Genomic DNA, 6,729 nt, shown 5'->3' with positions numbered 1-6,729 from the left:
GTTTCAATCCTAGTTTTTCAATGGATATCTCTGGAAGTCTTCCCTAACTGAATTATAATCGTAGACTTTTACCTGTTTCAATCCTAGTTTTTCAATGGATATCTCTGGAAGAATAGAAAGCATTACCCGTTAATGGAAGGAATATCTGTTTCAATCCTAGTTTTTCAATGGATATCTCTGGAAGAAGAAAAATCTGTTATTGAAATTATTGCAGCCTGTTGTTTCAATCCTAGTTTTTCAATGGATATCTCTGGAAGTTGCCCCGGCCATAGAAAACAGCCAGCAAAAAGATTAGTTTCAATCCTAGTTTTTCAATGGATATCTCTGGAAGTAATGGCGTTTTGAGCTATTTGTGAGAGCATTTGAGTGTTTCAATCCTAGTTTTTCAATGGATATCTCTGGAAGTCTTTGCACCTCTACTTTTACCGTCCCAAAAACATATGTTTCAATCCTAGTTTTTCAATGGATATCTCTGGAAGTCTTAATAGAAATCACTAAATCATTTCCTTTTGCATGTTTCAATCCTAGTTTTTCAATGGATATCTCTGGAAGTTGTACAGAGGTATTTAAATCTGACATTACAGATTTGTTTCAATCCTAGTTTTTCAATGGATATCTCTGGAAGTTCTAACACTATACCCACAATGCAAGATTTGAATAGTTTCAATCCTAGTTTTTCAATGGATATCTCTGGAAGAATGGTTGCGACTGTAGGAGCGGCTTTTTCAGGGAGTTTCAATCCTAGTTTTTCAATGGATATCTCTGGAAGGTCAAAGATAATGAAGGAGCTGAATCTACAGATACAGGTTTCAATCCTAGTTTTTCAATGGATATCTCTGGAAGAAGAGGGGTGATCAGCACCCGGGAATATAACTGGCTGTTTCAATCCTAGTTTTTCAATGGATATCTCTGGAAGTGAAAGTCTGCATCGTTACCGGGCTATCACTTCAAAGTTTCAATCCTAGTTTTTCAATGGATATCTCTGGAAGAACTTCTATTTTGTTATGAATGGAGAAGAATTAACTTGTTTCAATCCTAGTTTTTCAATGGATATCTCTGGAAGAGCGCCAACTGAAATTGCATCGTCTTCTTCTAGTTCGGTTTCAATCCTAGTTTTTCAATGGATATCTCTGGAAGTCTTTCGTTTCCATTTGTTATATTTGAGTTATCATAAGTTTCAATCCTAGTTTTTCAATGGATATCTCTGGAAGAAAAGGCGAAAGAATATTCTTAGATGAATTGTTACCGTTTCAATCCTAGTTTTTCAATGGATATCTCTGGAAGAAGGGAAGCAAAAAGCGCGGCATTTGCAGTAGCCAAGTTTCAATCCTAGTTTTTCAATGGATATCTCTGGAAGAGTTCATAACAGCAGATATAGCCCTTCATGGTTCGGAGTTTCAATCCTAGTTTTTCAATGGATATCTCTGGAAGCAATGTCTATTGCGGCTCTCGACGTATCTATACATAGTTTCAATCCTAGTTTTTCAATGGATATCTCTGGAAGATCGCGAACGGTAAAAGGTTGTAATCCCTACTACATGTTTCAATCCTAGTTTTTCAATGGATATCTCTGGAAGAAGAGGACAATTATTTTGATAGCAGCATTCAGGTTGGTTTCAATCCTAGTTTTTCAATGGATATCTCTGGAAGTTTAGGTCGCAATGGTTAGCAACATCTGCAATACCTCGTTTCAATCCTAGTTTTTCAATGGATATCTCTGGAAGGCTTACAAGTTGTTTCTCTTCATTTGTAAGGCTGTCGTTTCAATCCTAGTTTTTCAATGGATATCTCTGGAAGCCTGATAGTTACCCGTGCTAACTTTGATTATCTTTTGTTTCAATCCTAGTTTTTCAATGGATATCTCTGGAAGTTATACTTATGAGGGGGACTTTAATTTCATTTCGGAGTTTCAATCCTAGTTTTTCAATGGATATCTCTGGAAGTAGGGAAAATAAGTCCATTGCACAGGCACGTGAGAAGTTTCAATCCTAGTTTTTCAATGGATATCTCTGGAAGTTTGAGTAGTCCAGAATATCTAATTTATTCTTGATGTTTCAATCCTAGTTTTTCAATGGATATCTCTGGAAGAACTTTTATATCATTAGGATAGTATTTTCTTCCGTGTTTCAATCCTAGTTTTTCAATGGATATCTCTGGAAGAAAGTTTAAAAAGCAATTCCCTGAAACAATAATATTGTTTCAATCCTAGTTTTTCAATGGATATCTCTGGAAGATCGTAAACCTCTGCAATTGCCCTCATAGCATCTCGTTTCAATCCTAGTTTTTCAATGGATATCTCTGGAAGTGCGTATGCGTCCATTTCTTTTCCGGTTGCATCTGCGTTTCAATCCTAGTTTTTCAATGGATATCTCTGGAAGAATAGTTTCAGCAAGGGACATTTTTTCGGTTTCTGTGTTTCAATCCTAGTTTTTCAATGGATATCTCTGGAAGTGAAGCCTGTAAGGATATATGCCTCTCTACAAATGCGTTTCAATCCTAGTTTTTCAATGGATATCTCTGGAAGCGCCAACTGAAATTGCATCGTCTTCTTCTAGTTCGGTTTCAATCCTAGTTTTTCAATGGATATCTCTGGAAGTATACTTCGGGAAATTGAAAACCGTAAAACCGATTAGTTTCAATCCTAGTTTTTCAATGGATATCTCTGGAAGAAACTTAACCAGCCATTCTTCGGTTAGTGGGATTGGGTTTCAATCCTAGTTTTTCAATGGATATCTCTGGAAGTTACCACAATTGAAGGAAGGGCAAGAGCCAGAAGTAGTTTCAATCCTAGTTTTTCAATGGATATCTCTGGAAGTTAAATAAGATGTTTGAGTATTTTGGCTACCATGTGTTTCAATCCTAGTTTTTCAATGGATATCTCTGGAAGGCTTCTGATTTTTTCATACCCGCTTCATCCAGCCATGTTTCAATCCTAGTTTTTCAATGGATATCTCTGGAAGAAGAAGATAATTACTTCGATAGCAGTATCCAGGTTGGTTTCAATCCTAGTTTTTCAATGGATATCTCTGGAAGAAGTCAAACGACTTAATCGCAGACCTTGAAACTTTTCGTTTCAATCCTAGTTTTTCAATGGATATCTCTGGAAGAGGTTTTTATTCTTTAGCCGATACCGCTAGCAGCGCATGTTTCAATCCTAGTTTTTCAATGGATATCTCTGGAAGCGGTACAAGGTAACGCTGTTATTTATATTTTTGCGCTGTTTCAATCCTAGTTTTTCAATGGATATCTCTGGAAGAATATTCCGGCCTGTTGCTTTACAAAGATTTTTCAAGTTTCAATCCTAGTTTTTCAATGGATATCTCTGGAAGACAGGCACAAGGTTATGCTTTAGATTCTGAAGTAAGTTTCAATCCTAGTTTTTCAATGGATATCTCTGGAAGAAGCGCTTCTCTATACTACTATCCCAGGTGCTCCAATGTTTCAATCCTAGTTTTTCAATGGATATCTCTGGAAGGGAAGAAGAGGCACGTTTAGCATGGGAAGAAGCTGAGTTTCAATCCTAGTTTTTCAATGGATATCTCTGGAAGACTATCGAAGGTACTTCAGAATGGCGTTGTGCTTTGTTTCAATCCTAGTTTTTCAATGGATATCTCTGGAAGAAAAAAGCTAATTATTCTGGATGATGAATTTGGAGGGTTTCAATCCTAGTTTTTCAATGGATATCTCTGGAAGGTAATTGCTGAATTAGAGAAAATGACCTATCAGCAAAGTTTCAATCCTAGTTTTTCAATGGATATCTCTGGAAGTTTATCGCACTCCCAAATGCTGTTAATCGGTCTGGTTTGTTTCAATCCTAGTTTTTCAATGGATATCTCTGGAAGAAAATAAATTCAAAGAATATTACGAACACAAAGGTGGGTTTCAATCCTAGTTTTTCAATGGATATCTCTGGAAGTCAGGAAGCCGCGATAAAAGCCAATGAAGAGGAATGTTTCAATCCTAGTTTTTCAATGGATATCTCTGGAAGAGCTAACAGAGTTTGTAGTACCGTAGTATAACTTTTTGTTTCAATCCTAGTTTTTCAATGGATATCTCTGGAAGTTAGACAACGGAAATGATGGGGAAATACTAATGACGTTTCAATCCTAGTTTTTCAATGGATATCTCTGGAAGAAAAAGGTTACGTTTCAGATGGCCGTGGAAAATTATGTTTCAATCCTAGTTTTTCAATGGATATCTCTGGAAGAGCCAACAGGGATTAATAGGTTTGAGCGATAATAAAGTTTCAATCCTAGTTTTTCAATGGATATCTCTGGAAGATTGCAATGGCCGATATTATATAGATTAGTGTTTGCAGTTTCAATCCTAGTTTTTCAATGGATATCTCTGGAAGTCAGCCACAAGGGGTTGCCACTTTAGATTCCAACGGGTTTCAATCCTAGTTTTTCAATGGATATCTCTGGAAGACAGTATTATGGCAATATAACAATAATAAGTGGGTGTTTCAATCCTAGTTTTTCAATGGATATCTCTGGAAGAAGAAATATTCAGGCCAGTTGCATTGCAGAAATTATGTTTCAATCCTAGTTTTTCAATGGATATCTCTGGAAGCCGAAACTTTCATATTGTATATTCGGGTACATTTCAGTTTCAATCCTAGTTTTTCAATGGATATCTCTGGAAGAATGAACTGGTAGAAAATTCAAGCGGCGGAGGTAGGTTTCAATCCTAGTTTTTCAATGGATATCTCTGGAAGCTTGCAATATCTAACTGCTCTTCTGAAGATTTTTCCCGTTTCAATCCTAGTTTTTCAATGGATATCTCTGGAAGTTTCTGTAAAGCGGATAAACGCTTTTCCCATCCTGAGTTTCAATCCTAGTTTTTCAATGGATATCTCTGGAAGCTTTTCGGCTTCCGCTTTAAATTATCTCTCAATTCGTTTCAATCCTAGTTTTTCAATGGATATCTCTGGAAGTTCTCCCCCTGTGGCGGTTATAGTAGAGCGCAAAGCAGTTTCAATCCTAGTTTTTCAATGGATATCTCTGGAAGAAAGAAATCATAGGCGATAACCCTGAATTATTAGCGTTTCAATCCTAGTTTTTCAATGGATATCTCTGGAAGCACCTGGGATAGTAGTATAGAGAAGCGCTTCCCCTTGTTTCAATCCTAGTTTTTCAATGGATATCTCTGGAAGACCTTAAAGGCACCTTGTTTGAACTTACAGAGCAGCGTTTCAATCCTAGTTTTTCAATGGATATCTCTGGAAGAAGTTTCTCTACTTTATAAACTTTCTCATTATAATCTCGTTTCAATCCTAGTTTTTCAATGGATATCTCTGGAAGGTGACAATGGAATAATCACAGATTTAGTTAATGGTAGTTTCAATCCTAGTTTTTCAATGGATATCTCTGGAAGAGGGATTAGGGATTTTACAAGTTGCTCAGCTACATCGTTTCAATCCTAGTTTTTCAATGGATATCTCTGGAAGTATATCCTTCTTCTCCATTATAATCTTCTTTAGAGAGTTTCAATCCTAGTTTTTCAATGGATATCTCTGGAAGTAGGAACTATTTTGCAGCAGAAATGCGAAACTGTAGGTTTCAATCCTAGTTTTTCAATGGATATCTCTGGAAGACTTACCAGTAGGAGCTACGAGGACAGAGACGGCAAGTTTCAATCCTAGTTTTTCAATGGATATCTCTGGAAGGCGATTCCTCCCAGATTTACAGTTTTTACAGCCTTTCGCAAGTGGTTTTCAATTCCTAATTTTCTTTTTATCAATATGTCAAAGAACCTGTTTGGTGGTTTTTTAAGCCGGTCTCCGTATTCCGAATGTGCTATGGTTGCTGTCATTAGAGCAGGTTTTAAAGTCAGGAAAAATAAATTTGTACCCGGAACTGCTATTTTATGCAAATATTCCGGTAGGTACAATTTACACATCTTTTCTTAACCCTGGTAGCCCTTGGAAACTTATTTCCCTGGATCACCTCAAGCATTTTATCCATACTATTCCTAATCTCAGACTTGGCATTTTCACCAATATTAACTTCAACTAATTTGTTTTTACTGCGTGTGTAGACCAAAAATCCTTTTTCAACTTTTCCGCCGTAAACTTCTTCAATTAAAATTGCATAACAGTAGAGTTGTTGTTTATAAGTCTCATAAACTCTATCCTTCCATTGCGCAAATTTGTAATCGAGTGGGGCATAGCTGCCATCGTTTAATTTTAGTACTTCATCTACTTTTCCTCGTAAGCCCTCTGTCCCAAGGTACTGGTCAAGCCATTTTTCTTTGACCCCGATTTTCTTTCTTAGATATTCCTTATTTCGTTCCAGTTTTTCGTTATGCACTTCCCTTCCTCTGTTTACTTTATAGAATTTATCTTCATACTGTGGGATGCGAAGCACATATTCAAAATAGGTATAGCGCGGGCAGTAGAGATATTCTATAATTTGGGAAGGATAAAAACTTTGCATTAGAAAAACAGGGCTTTTACTTCGTCGGTCACCAGTTTTTCATCAAAAGCCTGCCCCAACATACTGCAATCGTTTAACTGCTCTTTGTTCATTCTGAAAAGGTAAACTTTGTCAGATTCTTCATTAATGACTTTTTCTATCTGAAGTTCCAGGCTGTCCTTTTCGTTAGCCGTAAGGCTGCCCAGAAAACAAGAATATTGAACCCGGTAAAGCCCCGCCTGCTTGCAGGCCTTGGAAACAAAGTTTCTCGCACTGTTGTTTTTGATATCGTATAAAACCCAGGTGATCATTT

Annotated in this window: 2 protein-coding genes and 1 CRISPR repeat array; both genes read right to left on the bottom strand. The window is 36.8% G+C overall.

Going from position 1 to position 6,729, the window contains the following annotated elements:
• Window positions 1-5,668: direct repeats of the CRISPR family, unit length 37 nt; unit sequence GTTTCAATCCTAGTTTTTCAATGGATATCTCTGGAAG.
• 193 nt (window positions 5,669-5,861) lie between these two features.
• Window positions 5,862-6,437, bottom strand: a complete 576-nt coding sequence (gene cas4, locus RM553_RS15420; RefSeq protein WP_311535844.1) for a CRISPR-associated protein Cas4 — start codon at window positions 6,435-6,437, stop codon at window positions 5,862-5,864.
• Complete coding sequence (gene cas2 / locus RM553_RS15415) at window positions 6,437-6,727, bottom strand: CRISPR-associated endonuclease Cas2 (protein WP_311535843.1); 291 nt, start codon at window positions 6,725-6,727, stop codon at window positions 6,437-6,439. The genes cas4 and cas2 overlap by 1 nt, the downstream gene beginning before the upstream one ends.
• Window positions 6,728-6,729: the final 2 nt, after the last annotated feature.

The organism is Autumnicola tepida (assembly GCF_031846485.1).
GTDB lineage: Bacteria > Bacteroidota > Bacteroidia > Flavobacteriales > Flavobacteriaceae > Autumnicola > Autumnicola tepida.
Note: the sequence above shows the minus strand (reverse complement) of the source record. Positions and strands in the feature narration are given on the sequence as shown.

Excerpts from the sequence above, each read along its gene's own strand:
- cas4 (WP_311535844.1), bottom strand. The coding sequence starts at position 6,437 with ATGCAAAGTTTTTATCCTTCCCAAATTATAGAATATCTCTACTGCCCG.
- cas2 (WP_311535843.1), bottom strand. The coding sequence starts at position 6,727 with ATGATCACCTGGGTTTTATACGATATCAAAAACAACAGTGCGAGAAAC.